The organism is Variovorax sp. 54 (assembly GCF_002754375.1).
Classification (GTDB): Bacteria; Pseudomonadota; Gammaproteobacteria; order Burkholderiales; family Burkholderiaceae_C; genus Variovorax.
Map to the genome: position 1 here is coordinate 1920182 of NZ_PEFF01000001.1, position 20977 is coordinate 1941158.

The window sequence follows — 20977 nt, forward strand, 5'->3', positions numbered from 1 at the left end:
CGCCCCTTCTCGGAGCAATGCTATCAATTAGGTAGCGCGAAGTCGGCTACCAGCGGAAGGTGATCGGACATTCGGGCCCAGATCGGGCCGCGCGGCACCGAGCAAGCCAGCGGCTCAAGCTTGCGGCCGTAGACGAAATCGAGCTGCGCCACCGGCAGCCGCGACGGATACGTGAGCGTGCGGGGGCCGCGCAGGTCGCTGGTGTCGCGCAGGCCCATGGCGTTCATGGCGTAGCGCATGCGCGCGCCCCAGTCGTTGAAATCGCCGGCCACCACCACGGCCTCGTCGGCCGGCACCTCGCGCTCGATGAACTCGCGCAGTCGGGCCACCTGCCGCACGCGGCTGCCCTTGATGAGCCCCAGGTGCACCACGATGGCGTGGATCGGGCGGCCCTCCACCTCGATCACTGCGTGCAGCAGGCCGCGCTGTTCGAAACGGTGGTCGGAGATGTCCTGGTGGCTGGTGCGGATCACCGGCCAGCGCGTGAGCAGCGCGTTGCCGTGCTCGCCATGGCGCGTGACGGCGTTGGTCTCGTAGACGGCCGTGTAGCCCTCGGGCGCGAGAAAGTCGGCCTGCGGCAACTCGGGCCAGCGCGGAAAGCGGGCGGCGGCCTGGCGGTTCATCTTGCGCACTTCCTGCAGGCAGACGATGTCGGCATCGAGCTGCTCGATGGCGTGGCCCAGGTTGTGGATTTCAAGCCGCCGCGCCGGCCCGATCCCCTGCACACCCTTGTGGATGTTGTAGGTCGCGACCCGGAGGTTGTGCGTTGCTGCTGCGGCTGCCGGTGGGTTCATCGCGCAAATTCTGGCAGCAACAGAATGGCTTCGGCGTTCGACGGGGAAAAGCAGGCGTCGGCCGCCTCCTGGTACGGCAGCCACTTCCAGTCGGTGTGCTCGCGCGCGGCGAGCACGGGCGTCAGGCGCTCGGGCACGCACAGGCCGAACAGGTGCTCGGTGTTGTGGGTGATGCCGGGTTCGTAGCGCGCGCGCCAGCCGGGGTAGATCTCGTAGATGTTGCGCAGCTGCCAGTCGACCAGTTGCAACGCCAGCGGCGCGCCCTCGCCGCACTGGATGCCGGTTTCTTCGGCGACTTCGCGCGCCGCGGTGAGCATGAGCGGCTCGTCGAGGGCATCCTTGCTGCCGGTGACCGATTGCCAGAACTCATGGGCATCGGCGCGCCGGATCAGCAGCACGTCGAGCGCGGGCGTGTGGATCACGACCAGCACCGACTCGGGGATCTTGAAGGGACGCGTATCAGAAGCCACTGAGCACAGCGTCCAATGCGGCTGCCACCTCACCGGCCCGGGGAGCGAGCGAGGCGACCGGCTTCTTGAGAAGTCTTGCTGAAAGAGGGGCCGCCAGATGCGGCATCAAGGACAAGGTTTCCCCGTCCATTTCCACGGTCGGGCACAAGTTGACCGGTGCCTGGCGCGCTCCAACGCGAAACACAGGAACGACAAGGCGGGTCGACAAGTGATCGAGCAGGCCGCTTTGCACGTCAACGACGTAGGGAACCGTCCGGCGCGCCTCAAGCCGAGGGTTCTCGTAGATGTCGAACTGTGCCATTCAAGGCGCGTCCTGCCAGGCCACCATGCCCTCGCACCACAGCCCGTGCTTCTCCACCAGTTCGTTCTGTGCGGCGATCCAGTCCTTGTATTCCGCATTGAACTCGCGCTTGCGCTGCGCCATCGATTTCTTTTGCTCCAGCGCCTCGAGTTCCGCAAAGCGCGCCGCAGAAACAAGAACGACCGCCACGCGGTCGTTCTTCATCACGTGCACCGGTTCGCGCTCGGCTTGGCCGAGGTAGTAGCCGAATCGGTTCTTGGCTTCGGTGGCGGTGATCTGCATGGCTGGCTCCGGGGAGTGATTAGCCATTTTAGCCAATCACCCTGCCCGTGCCAACCGACCGGCCTCAGGCCGCGGCTTGCGGCGTGTTGCGCAGCTTGATGTGCAGTTCGCGCAGCTGCTTCTCGTCGACCGGGCTCGGCGCCTGCGTCAGCAGGTCTTGCGCGCGCTGGGTCTTGGGGAAGGCGATCACGTCGCGGATCGACTCGGCGCCGGTCATGAGCATGACGAGACGGTCCAGGCCGATGGCGATGCCGCCGTGCGGCGGGGCGCCGTACTGCAGCGCGTCCAGCAGGAAGCCGAACTTGAGCTGCGCGTCTTCGGCGCTGATCTTCAGCGCGCGGAACACCTTGCTCTGCACTTCCTCGCGGTGGATACGCACCGAGCCGCCCCCCATCTCGATGCCGTTGAGCACCATGTCGTAGGCCTTGGCAATGCACTTCTCGGGCGCGGTGTCCATGAGGTCTTCATGGCCGTCCTTCGGTGCGGTGAACGGGTGGTGCACGGCGCTCCAGCGCTGGCCTTCCTCGTCGAACTCGAACATCGGGAAGTCGACCACCCACAGCGGGGCCCAGCGGTCCTCGAAGAGGCCGGCCTTCTTGCCGAAGGCGCTGTGGCCGATCTTCACGCGCAGCGCGCCGATGGCGTCGTTGACGACCTTTTCCTTGTCGGCGCCGAAGAACAGGATGTCGCCGTTGCGGGCGCCGGTGCGGGCGATGATCTCGGCCAGCGTGGCGTCGTCGAGGTTCTTGACGATCGGGCTTTGCAGGCCTTCGCGGCCGGCGGCTGCGTCGTTGACCTTGATGTAGGCCAGGCCCTTGGCGCCGTAGATCTTCACGAACTCCTGGTACGCGTCGATCTCGCCGCGCGACAGGCCGCCCTCGGCACCGCCGCCGGGCACGCGCAGTGCGACGACGCGGCCGCCGGTCATGGTGGCGGCATTCGAGAACACCTTGAACTCGACGCGCTTCATCAGCTCGGTGAGTTCGGTGAATTCGAGCTTCACGCGCAGGTCGGGCTTGTCCGAGCCGTACTTGAACATCGCGTCGGCGTAGCTCATGGTCGGGAACACCGGCAGGTCGATGTCCGCGGCGTTGCGGAACATGGTGCGGACCATGCCTTCGAACATCTCGCGGATTTCTTCTTCGGCGAGGAACGAGGTCTCGATGTCGATCTGCGTGAACTCAGGCTGGCGGTCGGCGCGCAGGTCTTCGTCGCGGAAGCACTTCACGATCTGGTAGTAGCGGTCGTAGCCGGCCACCATCAGGAGCTGCTTGAAGAGCTGGGGTGACTGCGGCAGCGCGAAGAAGCTGCCGTCGTGCACGCGGCTGGGCACGAGGTAGTCGCGCGCGCCTTCGGGCGTGGACTTGCCGAGCATCGGCGTCTCGATGTCGATGAAGCCGTTGGCGTCGAGGAACTTGCGCGTTTCCATCGTCACCTTGTAGCGCAGCATCATGTTGCGCTGCATAGCCGGGCGACGCAGGTCGAGCACGCGGTGCGTGAGGCGGGTGGTTTCCGACAGGTTGTCGTCGTCCAGCAGGAACGGGGGCGTGACCGAGGGGTTCAGCACCTTCAGTTCGTGGCACAGCACTTCGATCTTGCCGCTCTTGAGGCTGTCGTTGGTCGTGCCTTCGGGGCGCGAACGCACCAAGCCGGTGATCTGCACGCAGAACTCGTTGCGCAGGTTCTCGGCCACGGCGAAGGTCGAGGCGCGGTCGGGGTCGCACACCACCTGCACGTAGCCTTCGCGGTCGCGCACATCGATGAAGATCACGCCGCCGTGGTCACGGCGACGGTTGACCCACCCGCACAGGGTGACGGTCTGGCCCAACAGGGCTTCGGTCACAAGACCGCAATAGTGAGTACGCATGGCCATAGGAAGGACTTCCGGCGCCGTCGTGGCGCGTTCGTTTTTTATGAGTTGGATGGCTTCACCGTCACCGCGGGGGGGCTGCCTGGAACGACCACCCCCATCGAGACGATGTACTTGAGCGCTTCGTCCACGCTCATCTGGAGTTCGATGCAGTCGCTGCGCTTGAGCATCACGAAGTAGCCGCCCGTGGGATTGGGCGTGGTCGGCACGTAGACGCTGAGGAACTCGCCCTCGCCCAGGTGCTCGGCGACTTCATTGCCGGGCGCGCCGGTGACGAAGGCGATGGTCCACACGTTTTCGCGCGGCCACTGGATCAGCACCGCGGTGCGAAAGGCATTGCCGTTCTCGGAGAACAGCGTGTCCGACACCTGCTTGACGCTCGAATAGATCGAGCGCACCACCGGAATGCGGCGCACCACGGCGTCGCCCCAGCCGAGCAGGCGCTTGCCGACGAAGTTGCTGGCCGTGGCGCCCACCACCAGCAGGATCGCCAGCGTGAGCAGCACGCCCAAGCCGCGCACCTTGTGGTCGCTGAGCCAGAGCTGCCACTGCTCGGGCAGCAGCCACAGCGTCTGGTCGAGCGTGCCGATGATCCAGTTCAGCACGCCGAGCGTGATGACCAGCGGCACGATCACCAGCAAGCCGGACAGCAGCCATTTGCGCAGGGCGGACATGGGAGAGGGTTCCGTCAGTCGCCGCTCTTGGCGGCAGCCGGTGCAGCGGGGGCCGGCGCGGGCGCCGGTGCGGGGCTGGCGGCGGAGGACGAGGAAGACGCGTCGGCCGACTTGGCACCGTCGCCGGAAGCAGCGGGCGCCGTGGCGGGCTCGGACTTCTTGCCGCTGCCCTCACGGAAGTCGGTCACGTACCAGCCCGAGCCCTTGAGCTGGAAGCCGGCGGCGGTGACCTGCTTTTCAAATGCGCTCGCACCGCATTCCGGGCACACCGAGAGTGGCGTGTCCGACATCTTCTGCAGAACGTCCTTGGCAAAGCCGCAGGAACTGCACTTGTAGGCGTAAATGGGCATGGAAAATCGGGTGGGAATGGGGGGCGTAGCAACTCGCAGCGAGCCGCTCGCAAAGCCCTCGATTATAGGGGCGACCCCGCCAGCAGGGGCCGCAGGGGTGCGGCCCTGCCCGCCGTCAGGCCGGCTCGGTCGCCAGGAGGCGGTGCGGCGTGTGAGTGTTCGCTATCCATTGCGGCATCAGCGAGCCGGTGACCATGCCCGCGAACGAGGACAGCACGCCGGCCAGCTGGGCCGGGAAGGCGGTGCCCCAGGGCATCGCCATGAACAGCAGCCAGACGCCGATGCCGCCGGCGATCGAGGCGATGGCGCCTTGCGTGGTGGCGCGGCGCCAGTACAGGCCGCAGACCAGCGGCACGAAGGCCCCCACCAGCGGCACCTGGTAGGCGCCCGACACCAGTTCGTAGATCGGCGTGCCCTGCATGCGGATCGCGTAGGCCAGCACGGCGGCGCTGAACACCAGCACCGTGATGCGCATGGTCATCAGGTTCTGGCGGTCGGTGCCGGCGGGGCGGAACTGGCGCCAGATGTTCTCGGTGAAGGTGACGCTGGGCGCCAGCAAGGTGGCCGAGGCGGTCGACTTGATGGCCGACAGCAGCGCGCCGAAGAACAGCACCTGCATCACGAAGGGCATCTTCTGCAGCACCAGCGTGGGCAGCACCTTCTGCGGATCTTCCTTCAGCAGCACGGCCACCTCCTCCGGCATGATGAGGAGCGCACTGGCCACGAGGAACATCGGCACGAAAGCGAACAGGATGTACGCCACCCCGCCGATCACCGGGCCGCGCGTGGCGGCCTTCACGCTGTTGGCCGACATCACGCGCTGGAACACGTCCTGCTGCGGAATGGAGCCCAGCATCATCGTGATGGCCGCGGCAAAGAAGAACACCATGTCGTGCCAGTTGGGCTCGGGCCAGAACTTGAAGAGGTCCTTGCTGACCGCGAAGGCGATCACCTTGTCGGCGCCGCCGGCCATGTCGCCCGCGAACATCGCGATGACCGCCAGGCCGATGACCAGGATGATCATCTGGATGAAGTCGGTCACGGCCACCGACCACATGCCGCCGAAGAGCGTGTAGGCCAGGATCGAGACCACGCCGATCACCATGCCCACCGGGATGCTGATGGCGCCGGCCGACAGCACGTTGAACACCAGCCCCAGCGCCGTGACCTGCGCCGACACCCAGCCCAGGTAGCTCAGCATGATGATCAGCGAGCAGGCCACTTCCACGCTGCGGCCGTAGCGCTCGCGGTAGTAGTCGCTGATGGTCAGCAACGTCATGCGGTACAGCTTGCCCGCGAAGAACAGGCCCACCAGGATCAGGCAGGTGCCCGCGCCGAACGGGTCTTCGACCACGCCGCTCAGGCCGCCTTCGATGAACTTGGCCGGAATGCCGAGCACCGTCTCGGACCCGAACCAGGTCGCGAAGGTGGTCGTGACGATCATGAACAGCGGCAGGTGCCGCCCCGCGATCGCGAAGTCGGTGGTGTTCTTCACCCGTTTGGCCGCATACAGGCCGATGGCGATGGTGACCAGCAGATAGACGATGACCAGCGTCAACAACACGGTGAAACTCCTCCAGCCTCTAGAACAAACGCACGCGCACCAGCAGTTGCATGGCGAGCAAACCCAGGACGAATCCGATGCCGCCATAAAGGATGGCCTGCAGCAGCCGGTTGGTGCGCTTCTGCGCGGCCAGCAGTTCCTGCAACTCGCGGCGGTGATCGGGCGGCCGATTTTCCAGGAAATCGTGCAGCAAGCGCGGCAATTGCGGCAGCAATTTCGCGTAGCGCGGCGCCTCGGCCCGCAGCTGCTGGAACAGCTTCTTCGGTCCGATCTGGTCGAGCATCCACTTCTCGAGGAAAGGCTTGGCCGTGGCCCAGAGGTCGAGCTCGGGGTCGATGCTTCGGCCCAGGCCTTCGATGTTCAGCAAGGTCTTCTGCAGCAGCACGAGCTGCGGCTGGATCTCGACGTGGAAGCGGCGCGAGGTCTGGAACAGGCGCATCAGCACCATGCCCAGCGAGATTTCCTTCAATGGTCGGTCGAAGTACGGCTCGCACACGGTGCGGATCGCGGCCTCGAGTTCGTCGATGCGCGTGCCCTGGGGCACCCAGCCGCTCTCGAGGTGCAGCTCGGCCACGCGCTTGTAGTCGCGCCGGAAGAAGGCCGCGAAGTTCTGCGCGAGGTACTCCTTGTCGGACTCGGTGAGCGTGCCGATGATGCCGAAGTCGAGCGAGATGTAGCGCCCGAAAGTCTCGGGCGCCAGGCTCACCTGGATGTTGCCCGGGTGCATGTCGGCATGGAAGAAGCCGTCGCGGAACACCTGCGTGAAGAAGATCGTCACGCCGTCGCGCGCGAGCTTGGGAATATCGACGCCGGCCGCCCGCAGCTTGTCGAGCTGGGCAATGGGCACGCCGTTCATGCGCTCCATCACCATCACCTCGGGGTGGCAGAAGTCCCAGAACATCTCGGGGATCAGCACCAGGTCGAGCGAGGCCATGTTGCGGCGCAGCTGCGCGGCGTTGGCCGCCTCGCGCACGAGGTCGAGCTCGTCGTGCAGGTACTTGTCGAACTCGCCGACCACCTCGCGCGGCTTCAGGCGCTTGCCGTCGGCCGAGAGGCCTTCGATCCAGCCGGCCATCATGGCCATGAGGGCCAGGTCCTTCTCGATCACGCCGCGCATGTTGGGGCGCAGCACCTTCACCGCCACGTCGCGGATCTCGCCCTGGTTGGCGCGGATGGTCGCGAAGTGCACCTGCGCGATCGAGGCGCTGGCAATGGGCGTTTCGTCGAACTGCACGAACACGTCGCTCACCGGGCGGCGGAAGGCGCGCTCGATGGTTGCGACGGCCACCGCCGAAGGGAACGGCGGCACGCGGTCCTGCAGAAAGGCCAGCTCGTCGGCGATGTCGGGCGGCAGCAGGTCGCGCCGCGTGGACAGCACCTGTCCAAACTTCACGAAGATGGGGCCCAGCCGCTCCAGTGCCTCGCGCAGGCGCTGGCCGCGCGGCGCGTCGAGGTTGCGCCCGACAGAGACGATGCGTGCCACCACGCGCAGCCAGGGCTTCTGGAAGCTCGTGAGCACGAGCTCGTCCAGGCCATAGCGCAGTGCGACCCAGACGATGAACAGGCCGCGATAGAAGCGACTCATTCGGCGTGGCCCGCCGCACCGCCGGCACGGGCCGAGCGGTCGCCGACGAACTGGCGCAGCGCGCCCACCACGCGGCGCACGCCGTTGCCCAGCGTGTGCGCGGGCACGTCGCCGATCACACGGGCCAGGTCGTCCTCGACGTCCCAGCGCACGTGGTCGACCAGCCAGTTGACCTCGGCCGCGAGTTGCACGTCGCCGACGATCTGCACGGAAGGCTTGTCGCCGCGCAGCGTGGCGCGGGCGATGTCGAAGGGGGAGTCATCGATCACGGTGAGCGTGAGTTCGGGCGTGGAGCCGGCGGGTGCCAGATCGAGCAGGCCGGCCGGCGTGGCCACCAGCTCCATCGTCACGAAGCGCCACTGGAAGCGCACCACCCTGCCCTGCTGGCGCAGCAGCCGCTGCTGTGCTTCGGGCTCCTGCTGCAGCACATGGTTCATGAACAGGACCACGCGGTGCTGGATCTCGTGGACTGCCCAGTCCGGCGGTTGCAGACGTTCGCCGATGCGGTTGAACAGGTCGCCGAGCAAAGAAAAAGGGGACGATGGTGTAGCCATGGTCCCCATTATCCCGTCAGTGCCACAGACGAGTGGCAGCTGTGACTCAGGTTTTTGTCATTGCAGCGCTTGCACGCCTGCGACCAACCAGCCGGCGCTGCCGGTCTTGGTCATGTTCCAGACTTCGCGGAACGGGGCCGGGCCCGCCGACGCGTCTTCGCGGATCATGCCGGAGAACTCCACGCTCGCCATGTAGGCGTCGGGCAGCTCTTCGATGCCCAGCAGCTTGGCGTCGAGCATCACGACTTCGGTCTTGTTCGACGAACCACCGGTGTGGCTGGCGCGATCGGCCAGCTGCGTGCGGATCTCTTCGACCATGCTGTCGGTCATCATGGAACGCAGCATCGACACGTCGGCGCGGTCCCAGGCGTCTTGCAGGGTCACGAAGTTGCGCTTGGCGGCGGTGAGGAAACCGTCGGCATCGAAGCCCGCGGGAACGCCCCAGGACTGCGAGCCGGCCAGTGCCGAACCGATCATGCTGCCGCCGGCTGCGGCACCCGCGGCCGACAGGCTGCTGCCGTGCGATGCCGGTGCGGCGTCGAAGGCGGTGGCGTTGCGCTCCCACGGCCGTGCCGAGGCGTCGTTGCCGACGTTGGCCGGGCTGTACTGTGCCGGTGCGCGTGCATCGGCGGGGCTGCCGGCGCCCTGGAAGGCGAAAGCACCCTGGCGGTTGGCGTTGCCCGACGACGCGGCCGAGCGCGCCTTGAAGATGCGCCACACCGCGAGCGCGGCGAAGGCCAGCAGCGCGATCAGCAGGATGTTGGCGAAGCCGGCACCCAGACCGAGCGAACTCGCAAGCCATGCCAGGCCGAGGCCGGCGGCGAGACCGCCGAGCATCGCGCCCCACGGACGCTTCGGTGCAGCGGCGGCGGGCGTTGCGGGCTTGGGCGCCGCATTGGTCGCGTTCTGCTGCGCGGGGGCCGCGGGCTGCGTGGCCTGGCGCTGCGTCACGTTGGACGACTGGCGACCGACGGACTTGCCGCCGCCCATGCGTGCGGCTTCCGCCTGAACGCTCCCCAGCACCAGCGCTGCTGCCAAAAACAAAGAACCCAAACTCTTCATGCCGTCTCCTCTTGAGCGAAAAATTCGCGTCGTCATCGTGATCAACACTTGATTCCAACATGGAGGGCTGCAATTCCCCCCGTCATATTGTGATAGTCCACATGTCCGAAACCGCCCTCTTTCATGAGGGTCTTGAGCTCCTCTTGCGAGGGATGCATCCGGATCGATTCGGCCAGGTAGCGGTAGCTCGCGTCGTCGCCGGCCACGAGCTTGCCCAGTCGCGGCAGCACATTGAACGAATACCAGTCGTAGGCCTTCGTGAGCGGCTTGGCGACCTTCGAGAACTCGAGCACCAGCAGCTTTCCGCGCGGCTTGAGCACGCGGTTCATCTCTTTGAGCGCGACGTCCTTGTGCGTCATGTTGCGCAGGCCGAAGGCCACGGTGACCACGTCGAAGTGGTTGTCGGGAAAGGGCAACTTTTCGGCGTCGCAGACCGTGGTGGGCAGCACCACGCCGGCGTCGAGCAGGCGGTTGCGGCCGGTGCGCAGCATGGCTTCGTTGATGTCGGTGTGAACCACCTGGCCCGTGGCGCCGACCTTCTTCGAGAAGGCGAGCGCGAGGTCGCCGGTGCCGCCCGCGATGTCGAGCACGCGCGAGCCTTCGCCCACGTTCGCGACCATCACGGTGTAGGCCTTCCAGGCCCGGTGCAGGCCGGCCGACATCAGGTCGTTCATGATGTCGTAGCGCGAGGCCACCGAGTCGAAGACGCCGCGAACGCGTTGCGCCTTCTCGCTTTCGTCGACTTTCTCGAAGCCGAAGTGGGTTGTACTCATGCGGGGGATGTTAGGCCGGAAGGCATTCCTTCAAGGCGACGACCCCGCGGGCACGGCGGACATTTGTTGCTTTTTCCTCCAACGGAGGGCCGCTGCAACGCGCGTCTTTGCTATGTGTAAGGCTATCTTTTCAATAGCAACAGGGTATGTTTACCCTCGGTCTCGCGCTCAGTGGCTGCTGCAGGCGCTGCCGCCCTTGTCGGCCATCGGCGCATCGCGGTCCACACCGGCCGCGGCCAGGCGCCGCTCGTAGTCGGCCCACAGCTCCGCCTGCCGGGCACCCAGCTCATACAGCAGGCTCCAGGTGTAGATGCCGGTGTTGTGGCCGTCGCTGAAGACGGGCTGCACGGCGTAATTGCCGACCGGCTCCAGCCCCACCAATTCGACCTCGCGCTTGCCGGTCTGCAGCACCTCCTGCCCCGGGCCGTGGCCCTGCACTTCGGCCGACGGCGAGCAGATGCGCATCAGCTCGAAGGGAATGCGGAAGGTCGCGCCGTCCGAGAAGCCGACTTCGAGCACGCGCGACTGGCCATGCACGGTGATCGATTGGGGCGTCGGCGCGCCGGCTTGCAAACCTGCCATGGGGAATCCGTTCGAAAGAAGGAAGAGAAGAGAGAAAAGGGATCGGAGTCGCGCAGTATGCCGCGCGCTCTGCGGCGGCGTGCTGGTCGCCTGCGCTTAGCATTGCGGCATGCCGTCACGCACACGCTTCCACCCGCTCCTGTCGCGTCCGAACCGGGCCGCCCTCGTCCTCTGCGTCGCGCTCGCGGGGGCTGCCCTCACCCCGCCCGCCCACGCTTTCTGGGGCCTGATCGGCAAGGCGGCGGGCAAAGCTGCGACGGCAGGAAAAGCGGCTGGCGTGGCGGGCAAAGGAGCGGCGGTCGGCGCGGGTGCAGTGGCGGCCGAAGGCGCGACGGGCGTGGCCGCCAAGGGCGCCATGGCGCTGGGCGACGACGCGGCGCATGCCGCTCAGGCGGGCTCGCGGGGCTTCGGCGGCGCGCATGAACTGAGCACCGTCAACGCCGCGCTGCCGCCCGAGGTCGCGGCCTACCTCGCCAAGCCGGCAAAGGACCTCACACCCAAAGACACGTCGTTCATGATGGACAGCTACCGACAGATGGTCGAACGCGCCGGCAAGAGCGGCGACTTCACCGCTGTCGAGCGTCTGCCGACCTCGGCGAACACCGCACGCACGCTGCCCGCAGAGCCCGTCAAGGCCGCCTCACCGCAGCCGGCGACCGCAGCAGCCACCGCATCGTCCGGCACCTCGGGCGTGCCCTTCCACGCGGTGCGCCTGCTGGCCCATGCCGCGCATGCGGGCAACAGGAGCGCGCAGGCCGAACTCGATCGTGTGTGCAGGGACGGCAGCGTGGCCTCGAGGCGCTTCTCGACGGAGACGCGCGCCACGCCGGAATTCAAGCAGGCCTGTGCGGACCGCAAGGCAGGCAGCGCAACGCGCACCGCCGCGGCCAGCTAGAAAAACGAAGGCCTCAAGCCAGCGTCGCGAGCCGGCGGACCATGTCGGCCTCCGCCTGCGGCAGCAGCGCCTGCACGGCGGCCAGCCGCTCGGCCGGCGCCGTCCGCTGCACGGCGGCCCAGACCGACCCCGGGAAATGGCTGTCCCAGTCGAAGCGCGCGATCACGTGCCAATGCAGGTGCGCCACCATGTTGCCGAGCGCGGCGATGTTGAGCTTGGTGGGCGCCAGCGCGTCGCGCAGGCTCTGCTCCACGCGCACGACAGCCTCCATGCACAGCACGCGGTCGGCCGCGTCGAGGTCGGAGAACTCCGCCGCATGGTCGCGCCACACCACGCGGTAGAAGGCCGGAAAGCCCTCTTCCTGCGCATGGATGACGCGCAGCTTCGCGCCTTCGAACACGAGGCGCCCGCCGGGCGCGTCGCACAGCGGGCAACCCGCCACCGCCGTCATTGAAATACCTCCGTGCTTCGCACTTCGGTGCGAGCTTGCTTGGGGCGGCCCGGCGCGGCGCTCATACGAGCACCCGCTCGATGCCGCCCTGGTTGGCAGCCGCCACGTACTTCGGCATCCAGTCGTCGCCGAGCAGCTTGTTGGCCATCTCGACCACGATGTAGTCGGCTTCGAGCAGGCCGTTGTTCAGGTCGTTGCCGTAGCGCGAGAGGCCTTGCAGGCAGCTCGGGCAGCTGGTGAGGATCTTCACGTTGTCGGTGGCGCCGACCTGGCCGGCATCGCGCAGCGCGGCCTCGCCCTTCTTCAGCTCTTCTTCCTTGCGGAAGCGGATCTGCGTCGAGATGTCCGGCCGCGACACGCCCAGCGTGCCCGACTCGCCGCAGCAGCGGTCGTTCTTGAGCACGTTGTCGCCGACCAGCGCCTTCACGGTCTTCATCGGGTCCTGCAGCTTCATCGGTGAATGGCAGGGGTCGTGGTACAGGTAGCCGCCACCGCCGGCATCGGCCAGGGTGATGCCCTTTTCGAGCAGGTACTCGTGGATGTCGATGATCCGGCAGCCCGGGAAGATCTTGTCGAACTGGTAGCCCTGCAGCTGGTCGTAGCAGGTGCCGCAGCTCACCACCACCGTCTTGATGTCCAGGTAGTTGAGCGTGTTGGCGACGCGGTGGAAGAGCACGCGGTTGTCCGTGATCATCTTCTCGGCCTTGTCGAACTGGCCGCTGCCGCGCTGCGGATAACCGCAGCACAGGTAGCCCGGCGGCAACACCGTCTGCACGCCCGCATGCCAGAGCATCGCCTGCGTGGCCAGGCCGACCTGCGAGAACAGCCGCTCCGAACCGCAGCCCGGGAAGTAGAAGACCGCTTCGGTTTCCGAGGTGGTCGTCTTCGGGTCGCGAATGATCGGCACGTAGTCGGCATCCTCGATGTCGAGCAGCGCGCGCGCCGTCTTCTTCGGCAGGTTGCCCGGCATCTTCTTGTTGATGAAGTGGATCACCTGCTCCTTGATCGGCGCAGGCCCCAGCGTGGCCGGCGGCGCGCCGGTCTGCTTTTTCGCCAGGCCGCGCAGCAGGTCGTTCGCCATGCGCTGCGCCTTGAAGCCGATGCCCACCATGCCCGCGCGCACCGCCTTGATGGTCTGCGGATTGGTCGCGTTCAGGAAGAACATCGCGGCCGCGTTGCCGGGGCGGAAGCTCTTCTGACCCATCTTGCGCAGCAGGTTGCGCATGTTCATCGACACGTCGCCGAAGTCGATCTTCACGGGGCACGGCGTGAGGCACTTGTGGCACACGGTGCAGTGGTCGGCCACGTCCTCGAACTCTTCCCAGTGCTTGATGCTGATGCCGCGCCGCGTCTGCTCTTCGTAGAGGAAAGCCTCCACCAGCAGCGAAGTCGCGAGGATCTTGTTGCGCGGGCTGTACAGCAGGTTGGCGCGCGGCACGTGCGTGGCGCACACCGGCTTGCACTTGCCGCAGCGCAGGCAGTCCTTCACGCTGTCGGCAATGGCGCCGATGTCGCTCTGCTGCATGATCAGCGACTCGTGCCCCATGAGGCCGAAGCTCGGCGTGTAGGCGTTGGTCAGGTCGGCGTGCAGCGTCTGCGCCTGCCCCGCGGGCGCGCGCAGCAGCTTGCCCTTGTTGAAGCGGCCTTCGGGGTCGACCCGGGCCTTGTACTCGGTGAACGGGCGCAGCTCTTCGTCGCTGAGGAACTCGAGCTTCGTGATGCCGATGCCGTGCTCGCCCGAGATCACGCCGTCCAGGCTGCGTGCCAGCGCCATGATGCGCACCACCGCGGCATGCGCGGTCTGCAGCATCTCGTAGTTGTCGCTGTTGACGGGCAGGTTGGTGTGCACGTTGCCGTCGCCCGCGTGCATGTGCAGCGCGACCCACACGCGGCCCTTGAGCACCTGCTTGTGGATGGCGGTGCACTCGGCCAGGATCGGCCCGAACTCGGCGCCCGAAAAAATCTCCTGCAGCGGCTGGCGCAGCTGGGTCTTCCAGCTGGCGCGCAGCGTGTGGTCCTGCAGTTGGGGGAACAGCGCGTCGACGTTCTGCAGCCAGCCGGCCCACAGCGCACGCACCTCGTGCACCAGCGCCACGGCCTGCGCCACGCGGTCTTCCAGCAGCTCGGCCGCGGGAATCTCGTGCGCGTCGTCGGTCTTGCCCAGCGGCAGGTTGCCGCGCGTGAGGAACACTTCGAGCGCATCGGTGAGCGCCAGCTTATTCTGCAGCGACAGCTCGATGTTGATGCGTTCGATGCCGTCGCTGTACTCGGCCATGCGCGGCAGCGGGATCACCACGTCTTCGTTGATCTTGAAGGCGTTGGTGTGCTTGCTGATGGCGGCCGTGCGCTTGCGGTCGAGCCAGAATTTCTTGCGCGCCTCGGGGCTGATGGCAATGAAGCCTTCGCCGCTGCGCGAGTTGGCGATGCGCACCACTTCCGAGGTGACGCGCGCCACCGCATCGGCGTCGTCGCCCGCGATGTCGCCGAACAGCACCATCTTCGGCAGGCCGCCGTGCTTCTTCGACTTGGTGGCGTAGCCGACCGCCTTGAGGTAGCGGTCGTCCAGGTGCTCGAGGCCGGCCAGCAGCACGCCCGAGCGTTTCTGCTCGGCGAACATGAAGTCCTTGATCTCGACGATGCTGGGCACCGCGTCTTTCGCGTTGCCGAAGAATTCGAGGCACACGGTGCGCGTGTGCGCCGGCATCTTGTGCACCACCCAGCGGCAGCTGGTGATGAGGCCGTCGCAGCCTTCTTTCTGGATGCCCGGCAGGCCCGAAAGGAACTTGTCGGTCACGTCCTTGCCCAGGCCTTCCTTGCGGAAGGTCTTGCCCGGAATGTCGAGGCGCTCGGTGCGCAGCGGGGTCTTGCCGTCGGCGGCGAAGTACTGCAGCTCGAACAGGGCGCTCTCGGCGTCGTGGATCTTGCCCAGGTTGTGGCCGATGCGGGTCACTTCGAGCCATTCGGCCTGCGGCGTGACCATGCGCCATGAGGCGAGGTTGTCGAGTGCCGTGCCCCAGAGCACGGCCTTCTTGCCGCCGGCGTTCATGGCGACGTTGCCGCCGACGCACGAGGCCTCGGCGGAGGTCGGGTCGACCGCGAACACGAAGCCCGCACGCTCAGCCGCGTCGGCCACGCGCTGCGTGACCACGCCGGCCTCGGTCCAGATGGTGGGCACGGGGTGGTCGAGGCCGGGCATCGAGATGTGCTCGACCTCGGTCATGGCCTCGAGCTTCTCGGTGTTGATGACCACGCTCTTCCACGTGAGCGGAATGGCGCCGCCGGTGTAGCCGGTGCCACCGCCGCGCGGAATGATGGTCAGGCCCAGCTCGATGCAGCCCTTGACCAGCAAGGCCATCTCGACCTCGGTGTCGGGGCACAGCACGACGAAGGGGTACTCGACGCGCCAGTCGGTGGCGTCGGTCACGTGCGACACGCGCGAAAGGCCGTCGAACTTGATGTTGTCCTTGGCCGTGAGCCGGCGCAGCACGCGCGTGGCCTTGCGGCGCAGGGCGGAGACTTCGCGGAAGGTGTCGTCGAAGGCGGCGACGGCCTGGCTGACGAGCCCGGTGAGCTCACCCACCAACTGGTCGCGCGGCAGGTCGCTGTCGGGGGTGCGGCGCTTCTGCACTTCGCCCAGGCGGTGGCGCAGGGCATCGACCAGCTGGCCGCGGCGGCGCGGGTTGTCCAGCAGGTCGTCGACGAGGTAGGGGTTGCGCTGCACGACCCAGATGTCGCCCAGCACCTCGTAGAGCATGCGCGCCGATCGGCCGGTGCGGCGCTCGGCACGCAGGGTCTGGAGCAGGTCCCAGCCGCGTTCGCCCAGCAGGCGAAGCACGATCTCCCGGTCGGAGAAGCTGGTGTAGTTGTACGGGATCTCGCGCAGTCGTACAGGCTCTGCGGCCTGTGACAACAGCGTATTCAACGCGGTCGGAGCATTCATCGGGTGGGGCCCTTGGCCAGGCGCTGCGCGCCCATGTAGCCGGGGGGTGGATTTTAGGGCAGGCCTTGGGGTCTTTGCCCTTCCCGTTCCGCTATTCCCTATGGCAGGCCCGATGCCTGCCGTGGCGCGGGGGCCGCCGGCCCTCACCCCTGCCCTCTCCCGGAGGGAGAGGGAGAAAGACAGGGGCTTAGAACAGCACCCGGCTGCGGATCGTCCCGTTCACCTTGGCCAGCTTTTCCAGCGCCAGGTCGGACGAGGCAGCGTCGATGTCCATCACGACGTAGCCGACCTTCTCGTTCGTCTGCAGGAACTGCGAGGAGATGTTGATGTTGTTGTCCGAGAAGATCTTGTTGATCTCGGACAGCACGCCCGGCACGTTGCGGTGGATGTGCAGCAGGCGGTGCTTGCCCGGGTGCGCCGGCAGCGCCACCTCGGGGAAGTTGACCGACGAGGTCGAAGTGCCGTTGTCGCTGTACTTGACCAGCTTCTCGGCCACTTCCAGCCCGATGTTGGCCTGGGCTTCCATGGTCGAACCGCCGATGTGCGGCGTGAGGATCACGTTGTCCAGCCCGCGCAGCGGCGACTGGAACTCGTCCTTGTTGCTGCGCGGCTCCACCGGGAACACGTCGATCGCGGCGCCCAACAGCTTCTTGCTCTTCAGGGCCTCGGCCAGCGCGTCGATCTCGACCACGGTGCCGCGCGAGGCGTTGATCAGGATCGACCCCGGCTTCATGGCGGCGATCTCGGCGGCGCCGATCATCCATTGGGTGGCTTGCGTCTCGGGCACGTGCAGGGTCACGATGTCGCTCTGGGCCAGCAGCTGGTGCAGCTCGCGCACCTGGCGGGCGTTGCCCAGCGGCAGCTTGGTGACCACGTCGAAGAAGGCCACATGCATGCCCAACGCCTCGGCCAGCACCGACAGCTGCGCGCCGATGGAGCCGTAGCCCACGATGCCCAGCGTCTTGCCGCGGATTTCGAAGGCGTTTTCGGCCGACTTGAGCCAGCCGCCGCGGTGCGCCACGGCGCTCTTCTCGGGCACGCCGCGCAGCAGCAGGATGGCTTCGGCCAGCACCAGCTCGGCCACCGAGCGGGTGTTGGAATACGGGGCGTTGAACACGGCCACGCCGTGTTCGCGGGCGGCTTCGAGGTCGACCTGGTTGGTGCCGATGCAGAAGCACCCGGCCGCCACCAGCTTGTGCGCGGCGGCGAACACCTCGGCCGTCAGCTGGGTGCGCGAGCGGATGCCCACGAAGTGCACGTCGGCGATCTTGGCCTTGAGTTCGGCGTCGGGCAACGCACCCGGCAGCGACTCGATGTTGGTGTAGCCGGCGGCGCGCAGCACCTCCACGGCCGAGGGGTGGATGCCCTCGAGCAAAAGGAACTTGATCCTGCTTTTGTCGAGGGAGGTTTTGCTGCTCATGACGTACTCGAGGAGGCCCCGGCCATGGCGACAAGCTAGGCCAAAAAAGGGGAGGGCGATGCTAGCATGGTGCAGCGCAGCATGTGCCCCGCAACCCGCGCCGGGCTTGGCGCCAAAGGGGTTTCCCCGATTGGAATAGCCCCCGGGTCCGTGCCCCAATGTGACGCGGCTGTGTCACGCACATGCCCTAGCATTCGCGCTTTCCATTTTTTCCCCGAGGAGACTTCATGCGATTCAAGACGCTCGCGTTGGCATCGGCGCTGGCCGCCACGCTGTTCAATGCAGCCCAGGCCCAGACCGAGATCCAGTGGTGGCATTCCATGACCGCCGTCAACAACGAGTGGGTCAACGACCTGGCCAAGCAGTTCAACGAGAGCCAGAAGGACTACAAGATCGTCCCCACCTTCAAGGGCACGTACGACGAATCCATGACGGCCTCCATCGCGGCCTTCCGTTCGGGCAACGCACCGCACATCCTGCAGGTGTTCGAGGTGGGCACCGCCACCATGATGGCCAGCAAGGGCGCCGTCATTCCGGTCGGCCAGGTCATGAAGGACGCGGGCGAGAAGTTCGACCCGGCCGCCTACATCCCCGCCGTGGCCGGTTACTACACCGCCCCCAACGGCCAGATGCTGAGCTTCCCGTTCAACAGCTCGACCACCATCTTCTATTTCAACAAGGACGCCTTCAAGGCCGCCGGCCTGCCCACCGACAAGGCACCCTCGACCTGGCCCGAAGTGGTCGCGGCAGCCGCCAAGCTCAAGGCGAGCGGTCACAAGTGCCCGTTCACCACCGCCTGGCAGAACTGGACGCAGGTCGAGAGCTTCTCGGCCTGGCACAACGTGGAGTTCGCCAGCAAGGCCAACGGCCTGCAGGGCCTGGACGCGCGCCTGAAGGTGAATTCGCCGCTGCACCAGCGCCACATCGAGAACCTGGCCAGCATGTCCAAGCAGGGCCTGTTCATCTACAAGGGCCGCGGCAACGTGCCTGAAGCCTCGTTCGTGTCGGGCGAGTGCGCCATGATCAACACGTCGTCGGGCTTCTACGGCAACGTGGCCAAGAACGCCAAGTTCGCCTACGGCCTGGCCCCCCTGCCCTACTACCCGGACGTGCCGGGCGCACCGCAGAACACCGTGATCGGCGGCGCCAGCCTGTGGGTCATGTCGGGCAAAAAGGCCGCCGAGTACAAGGGCGTGGCCAAGTTCTTCAGCTTCATCTCGACGCCTGAAGTGCAGTCCGCCAGCCACAAGCGCACCGGCTACCTGCCGGTGACCACCGCCTCGTACAAGCTCACCGAAGAGTCGGGTTTCTACAAGCAGAACCCCGGCACCGACGTGGCCGTGACGCAGATGATCCGCAAGGTCACCGACAAGAGCCGCGGCATCCGCCTGGGCAACTACGTGCAGATCCGCGCCATCGAGGACGAAGAGCTCGAACAGGTCTGGGGCGGCAAGAAGACGGCCAAGGAAGCCCTCGACGCCATCGTGACCCGCGGCAACGAGCAGCTGGAACGCTTCCAAAAGGCGAACAAAAGCTAACGATTGAAGATCCGGGCTCCGTGTCCGGCTAATATCGCCCGCCCCCGCACGCCCTTGTTCCAGGGCGCGCCGGGCGGGATTTTTTATGTAGAGGCTTCATGGAAAAACGCGTTTTCTTTCGCTCGGGCTGGTTGCCCTGGCTGCTGTTGACACCGCAGATGGCGGTGATCCTCGTGTTTTTCTTCTGGCCGGCCGGCCAGGCGCTGTTGCAGTCGTTGCAGCAGCAGGACGCGTTCGGCACGTCGGTCGAGTTCGTCGGGCTCGACAACTTCCGCCAGCTCTTCAACGACCCGGCCTATGGCGAGTCGTTCAAGACCACCGCGCTGTTCTCGGTGCTGGTGGCGGGCATCGGCATCAGCCTGTCGCTGATGCTGGCCGTGTTCGCCGACCGCATCACCCGCGGCGGCATGTTCTACAAGACCATGCTGATCCTGCCGTACGCCGTGGCGCCCGCCGTGGCGGCCGTGCTGTGGGTCTTCATGTTCTCGCCCTCGCTGGGCGTGGTGGCCTATGCCCTGGGCAAGATCGGCATCAACTGGAACCACCTGCTCGACTCGGGCCACGCCATGACGCTGATCGTGATGGCCTCGGTGTGGAAGCAGATTTCGTACAACTTCCTGTTCTTCCTGGCCGGCCTGCAGTCGATTCCGAAGTCGCTGATCGAGGCCGCGGCCATCGACGGCGCGCGCCCATGGCGCCGCTTCTGGACCGTGCAGTTCCCGCTGCTGTCGCCCACCACCTTCTTCCTGCTGGTGATCAACGTGGTCTACGCCTTCTTCGACACCTTCGCGATCGTCGATGCGGCCACGCAGGGCGGTCCGGGCAAGGACACGACCATCCTGGTCTACAAGGTCTACCACGACGGTTTCAAGGGCCTGGACCTCGGCGGTTCGGCCGCGCAGTCGGTGGTGCTGATGGTGATCGTGGTGGCGCTGACGGTCATCCAGTTCCGCTACGTCGAGAAGAAGGTGCAGTACTGATGAAGCAACAAGAACAAATAAAACTGGGCGGAGCGCAGCATGGTTGAGAAACGCGGCACGCAGGGCATCCTGGCCCACGTCATCATGATCCTGGGCGTGTTCATCGTCGCCTTCCCGCTCTACCTGGCGTTCGTGGCGTCCACGCACACGGCCCAGGAGATCGTGCAGGCGCCGATGCCCCTGACACCCGGCTCGAACATCGTCGACAGCTACAAGGGCGCGCTCTTCGGGCGCGAGAACAGCGCGGGCTCCAACGCCCCGGTGGCGCACATGATGTGGGTGAGCTTCGTGACGGCCATGGTCATCGCCATCGGCAAGATCACCATCTCGCTGCTGTCGGCCTTCGCCATCGTGTATTTCCGCTTCCCGTTCAAGAAGATCTGCTTCTGGGCGATCTTCGTGACGCTGATGCTGCCGGTGGAGGTGCGCATCCTGCCCACCTACAAGGTGCTGTCCGACCTGAACATGCTGAACACCTACGCGGGCCTCACGGTGCCGCTGATTGCGTCGGCCACGGCGACCTTCCTGTTCCGCCAGTTCTTCCTCACGGTGCCCGACGAACTCACCGAAGCGTCGCGCATGGACGGCGCGAGCCCCATGCGCTTCTTCTTCGACGTGCTGCTGCCGCTGTCGAAGACCTCGATCGCGGCGCTGTTCGTGATCCAGTTCATCTACGGCTGGAACCAGTACCTGTGGCCGCTGCTCGCGACCACGAGCGAAGACATGTACCCCGTGGTGGTCGGCATCAAGCGAATGATTGCCGGCGGCGACGGACAGAACGAATGGAACGTCGTGATGGCCACCGCCATCCTGGCGATGCTGCCGCCCGCGCTGGTGGTGATCCTGATGCAAAAGTGGTTCGTCAAGGGCCTCGTGGACACTGAAAAATAAC

20 protein-coding genes are annotated in these 20977 nt (G+C 66.3%); 4 read left to right on the forward strand and 16 right to left on the reverse strand.

The window, feature by feature from the left end; translation table 11 throughout:
• Positions 1-23: 23 nt before the first annotated feature.
• The 13 genes from CLU95_RS08730 to CLU95_RS08790 all read right to left on the reverse strand — a co-directional run bounded on the left by CLU95_RS08730 (position 24) and on the right by CLU95_RS08790 (position 10861).
• Positions 24-794 carry an endonuclease/exonuclease/phosphatase family protein gene (locus CLU95_RS08730; protein ID WP_099792277.1) on the reverse strand — a complete coding sequence of 257 codons (771 nt, stop codon included), beginning with the start codon at positions 792-794 and terminating at the stop codon, positions 24-26.
• Positions 791-1264: a dihydroneopterin triphosphate diphosphatase gene (nudB, locus tag CLU95_RS08735; RefSeq protein WP_099792279.1), complete on the reverse strand. Its 474-nt coding sequence runs from the start codon at positions 1262-1264 to the stop codon at positions 791-793. Before nudB ends, CLU95_RS08730 begins: the two co-directional genes overlap by 4 nt.
• Positions 1254-1565, reverse strand: coding sequence for a CcdB family protein (locus CLU95_RS08740; RefSeq protein WP_099792282.1), 312 nt, complete (start codon positions 1563-1565; stop codon positions 1254-1256). Before CLU95_RS08740 ends, nudB begins: the two co-directional genes overlap by 11 nt.
• On the reverse strand, positions 1566-1847 hold the full coding sequence (locus CLU95_RS08745; RefSeq protein ID WP_099792284.1) for a type II toxin-antitoxin system prevent-host-death family antitoxin: 282 nt from the start codon (positions 1845-1847) through the stop codon (positions 1566-1568).
• Positions 1848-1911: 64 nt separating this feature from the next.
• Positions 1912-3720, reverse strand: coding sequence for an aspartate--tRNA ligase (gene aspS, locus CLU95_RS08750; protein ID WP_099792286.1), 1809 nt, complete (start codon positions 3718-3720; stop codon positions 1912-1914).
• Positions 3721-3758: 38 nt separating this feature from the next.
• Positions 3759-4391 (reverse strand): DUF502 domain-containing protein, encoded by a 633-nt coding sequence (locus tag CLU95_RS08755; RefSeq protein WP_099792288.1) that lies wholly within the window; start codon positions 4389-4391, stop codon positions 3759-3761.
• A 14-nt stretch (positions 4392-4405) separates the two neighbouring features.
• A complete protein-coding gene (locus CLU95_RS08760) occupies positions 4406-4741 on the reverse strand; it encodes an FmdB family zinc ribbon protein (protein ID WP_099792290.1) in 336 nt (111 codons plus the stop codon).
• A gap of 115 nt (positions 4742-4856) precedes the next feature.
• Positions 4857-6305: a sodium:solute symporter family protein gene (locus tag CLU95_RS08765; RefSeq protein WP_099792293.1), complete on the reverse strand. Its 1449-nt coding sequence runs from the start codon at positions 6303-6305 to the stop codon at positions 4857-4859.
• A 19-nt stretch (positions 6306-6324) separates the two neighbouring features.
• Positions 6325-7890 carry a ubiquinone biosynthesis regulatory protein kinase UbiB gene (gene ubiB / locus CLU95_RS08770; RefSeq protein WP_099792295.1) on the reverse strand — a complete coding sequence of 522 codons (1566 nt, stop codon included), beginning with the start codon at positions 7888-7890 and terminating at the stop codon, positions 6325-6327.
• Positions 7887-8444, reverse strand: coding sequence for a ubiquinone biosynthesis accessory factor UbiJ (locus tag CLU95_RS08775; RefSeq protein WP_099792297.1), 558 nt, complete (start codon positions 8442-8444; stop codon positions 7887-7889). The genes ubiB and CLU95_RS08775 overlap by 4 nt, the downstream gene beginning before the upstream one ends.
• Positions 8445-8501: 57 nt before the next feature.
• The gene (locus tag CLU95_RS08780) at positions 8502-9506 is read right to left on the reverse strand and encodes a Tim44 domain-containing protein (RefSeq protein WP_099792299.1); all 1005 of its coding nucleotides are present in this window, start codon (positions 9504-9506) and stop codon (positions 8502-8504) included.
• Positions 9507-9547: 41 nt separating this feature from the next.
• Complete coding sequence (gene ubiE / locus CLU95_RS08785) at positions 9548-10279, reverse strand: bifunctional demethylmenaquinone methyltransferase/2-methoxy-6-polyprenyl-1,4-benzoquinol methylase UbiE (RefSeq protein ID WP_070063595.1); 732 nt, start codon at positions 10277-10279, stop codon at positions 9548-9550.
• Between the two features lie 168 nt (positions 10280-10447).
• Entirely contained in the window at positions 10448-10861 is a 414-nt protein-coding gene (locus CLU95_RS08790; protein ID WP_099792301.1) for a gamma-butyrobetaine hydroxylase-like domain-containing protein, read from the reverse strand.
• Positions 10862-11138: 277 nt separating this feature from the next.
• Here CLU95_RS08790 and CLU95_RS08795 point away from each other — a divergent pair, with 277 nt between their 5' ends.
• On the forward strand, positions 11139-11756 hold the full coding sequence (locus CLU95_RS08795; protein ID WP_099792303.1) for a hypothetical protein: 618 nt from the start codon (positions 11139-11141) through the stop codon (positions 11754-11756).
• Between the two features lie 13 nt (positions 11757-11769).
• Here the strand turns inward: CLU95_RS08795 and CLU95_RS08800 are convergent, their stop codons facing one another.
• From CLU95_RS08800 to serA, 3 genes are all read right to left on the reverse strand, one after another.
• Entirely contained in the window at positions 11770-12207 is a 438-nt protein-coding gene (locus CLU95_RS08800) for an HIT family protein (RefSeq protein WP_099792305.1), read from the reverse strand.
• Positions 12208-12268: 61 nt separating this feature from the next.
• Complete coding sequence (locus tag CLU95_RS08805) at positions 12269-16147, reverse strand: DUF3683 domain-containing protein (RefSeq protein WP_099792307.1); 3879 nt, start codon at positions 16145-16147, stop codon at positions 12269-12271.
• 187 nt (positions 16148-16334) lie between these two features.
• A complete protein-coding gene (serA, locus tag CLU95_RS08810) occupies positions 16335-17567 on the reverse strand; it encodes a phosphoglycerate dehydrogenase (RefSeq protein ID WP_099792309.1) in 1233 nt (410 codons plus the stop codon).
• Between the two features lie 227 nt (positions 17568-17794).
• Here serA and ugpB point away from each other — a divergent pair, with 227 nt between their 5' ends.
• From ugpB to ugpE, 3 genes are all read left to right on the forward strand, one after another.
• On the forward strand, positions 17795-19105 hold the full coding sequence (gene ugpB, locus CLU95_RS08815) for a sn-glycerol-3-phosphate ABC transporter substrate-binding protein UgpB (protein WP_099792311.1): 1311 nt from the start codon (positions 17795-17797) through the stop codon (positions 19103-19105).
• Positions 19106-19203: 98 nt separating this feature from the next.
• Positions 19204-20085 carry a sn-glycerol-3-phosphate ABC transporter permease UgpA gene (ugpA, locus tag CLU95_RS08820; RefSeq protein WP_099792313.1) on the forward strand — a complete coding sequence of 294 codons (882 nt, stop codon included), beginning with the start codon at positions 19204-19206 and terminating at the stop codon, positions 20083-20085.
• 39 nt (positions 20086-20124) lie between these two features.
• Positions 20125-20976: a sn-glycerol-3-phosphate ABC transporter permease UgpE gene (ugpE, locus tag CLU95_RS08825; RefSeq protein WP_099792315.1), complete on the forward strand. Its 852-nt coding sequence runs from the start codon at positions 20125-20127 to the stop codon at positions 20974-20976.
• The last annotated feature ends 1 nt before the right edge of the window (position 20977 follow it).

What these genes read in the sequence shown, in the direction of transcription:
- CLU95_RS08760 (WP_099792290.1), bottom strand. Translation starts at nt 4,741, where the DNA reads ATGCCCATTTACGCCTACAAGTGCAGTTCCTGCGGCTTTGCCAAGGAC.
- CLU95_RS08800 (WP_099792305.1), bottom strand. Translation starts at nt 12,207, where the DNA reads ATGACGGCGGTGGCGGGTTGCCCGCTGTGCGACGCGCCCGGCGGGCGC.
- ugpB (WP_099792311.1), top strand. Translation starts at nt 17,795, where the DNA reads ATGCGATTCAAGACGCTCGCGTTGGCATCGGCGCTGGCCGCCACGCTG.
- CLU95_RS08755 (WP_099792288.1), bottom strand. Translation starts at nt 4,391, where the DNA reads ATGTCCGCCCTGCGCAAATGGCTGCTGTCCGGCTTGCTGGTGATCGTG.
- CLU95_RS08790 (WP_099792301.1), bottom strand. Translation starts at nt 10,861, where the DNA reads ATGGCAGGTTTGCAAGCCGGCGCGCCGACGCCCCAATCGATCACCGTG.
- ugpA (WP_099792313.1), top strand. Translation starts at nt 19,204, where the DNA reads ATGGAAAAACGCGTTTTCTTTCGCTCGGGCTGGTTGCCCTGGCTGCTG.
- serA (WP_099792309.1), bottom strand. Translation starts at nt 17,567, where the DNA reads ATGAGCAGCAAAACCTCCCTCGACAAAAGCAGGATCAAGTTCCTTTTG.
- CLU95_RS08740 (WP_099792282.1), bottom strand. Translation starts at nt 1,565, where the DNA reads ATGGCACAGTTCGACATCTACGAGAACCCTCGGCTTGAGGCGCGCCGG.
- CLU95_RS08745 (WP_099792284.1), bottom strand. Translation starts at nt 1,847, where the DNA reads ATGCAGATCACCGCCACCGAAGCCAAGAACCGATTCGGCTACTACCTC.
- CLU95_RS08775 (WP_099792297.1), bottom strand. Translation starts at nt 8,444, where the DNA reads ATGGCTACACCATCGTCCCCTTTTTCTTTGCTCGGCGACCTGTTCAAC.
- ugpE (WP_099792315.1), top strand. Translation starts at nt 20,125, where the DNA reads ATGGTTGAGAAACGCGGCACGCAGGGCATCCTGGCCCACGTCATCATG.
- CLU95_RS08730 (WP_099792277.1), bottom strand. Translation starts at nt 794, where the DNA reads ATGAACCCACCGGCAGCCGCAGCAGCAACGCACAACCTCCGGGTCGCG.
- aspS (WP_099792286.1), bottom strand. Translation starts at nt 3,720, where the DNA reads ATGGCCATGCGTACTCACTATTGCGGTCTTGTGACCGAAGCCCTGTTG.
- CLU95_RS08805 (WP_099792307.1), bottom strand. Translation starts at nt 16,147, where the DNA reads ATGAATGCTCCGACCGCGTTGAATACGCTGTTGTCACAGGCCGCAGAG.
- CLU95_RS08780 (WP_099792299.1), bottom strand. Translation starts at nt 9,506, where the DNA reads ATGAAGAGTTTGGGTTCTTTGTTTTTGGCAGCAGCGCTGGTGCTGGGG.
- ubiE (WP_070063595.1), bottom strand. Translation starts at nt 10,279, where the DNA reads ATGAGTACAACCCACTTCGGCTTCGAGAAAGTCGACGAAAGCGAGAAG.
- ubiB (WP_099792295.1), bottom strand. Translation starts at nt 7,890, where the DNA reads ATGAGTCGCTTCTATCGCGGCCTGTTCATCGTCTGGGTCGCACTGCGC.